Origin of the sequence: Pseudoflavonifractor sp. 60 (assembly GCF_009911645.1) — a bacterium.
In the GTDB taxonomy this organism is placed as follows: Bacteria; Bacillota; Clostridia; order Oscillospirales; family Oscillospiraceae; genus Lawsonibacter.
This window is the reverse complement of sequence record NZ_QWKI01000292.1, coordinates 1-466: the sequence shown is the minus strand read 5'-3', so window position 1 is coordinate 466 and position 466 is coordinate 1. Positions and strand designations below refer to the sequence as shown.

The 466-nt window shown below is 56.4% G+C and carries 4 tRNA genes; all 4 read right to left on the bottom strand.

The features are described from left to right. Positions 1 to 2 precede the first annotated feature (2 nt). The 4 genes from D1646_RS21705 to D1646_RS21690 all read right to left on the bottom strand — a co-directional run bounded on the left by D1646_RS21705 (position 3) and on the right by D1646_RS21690 (position 419). Positions 3 to 76 (bottom strand) — tRNA-Asp (locus tag D1646_RS21705). Positions 77 to 113: 37 nt separating this feature from the next. Next, a tRNA-Trp gene (locus D1646_RS21700) sits at positions 114 to 189 on the bottom strand. Positions 190 to 205: 16 nt separating this feature from the next. Then, positions 206 to 282: transfer RNA gene (locus D1646_RS21695), tRNA-Ile, on the bottom strand. A gap of 61 nt (positions 283 to 343) precedes the next feature. Further along, positions 344 to 419, bottom strand: a tRNA-Asn gene (locus D1646_RS21690). Positions 420 to 466: the final 47 nt, after the last annotated feature.

The following is a 466-nucleotide window of genomic DNA, read 5'->3' as shown; positions in this document are numbered from 1 at the left end:
GGCGACGCGGAAGGGACTTGAACCCTCGACCTCCGGCGTGACAGGCCGGCGTTCTAACCAACTGAACTACCGCGCCATTTTATTTATAAAGACAGATTACTCTGTAACACACGTGGCAGGGGCAGAAGGAATCGAACCCTCGGCACGCGGTTTTGGAGACCGCTGCTCTACCTGCTGAGCTATACCCCTATATTGCAGATAAAATTGGTGGGCCTTCACGGGCTCGAACCGTGGACCGGCCGCTTATGAGGCAGCTGCTCTAACCTACTGAGCTAAAGGCCCATGGCCGTGACGGGTTATTAGGAAAAACGGCTTGCCGTCATACTAGGCGGCAAGCCGCTCTTGGCGCCACCTGTTGGACTCGAACCAACGACCCTGCGGTTAACAGCCGCATGCTCTACCGACTGAGCTAAGGAGGCATTAAAAAGGGTCCGGCCCAGCGGGCTGGACCCTTTTGTGTTGGCAT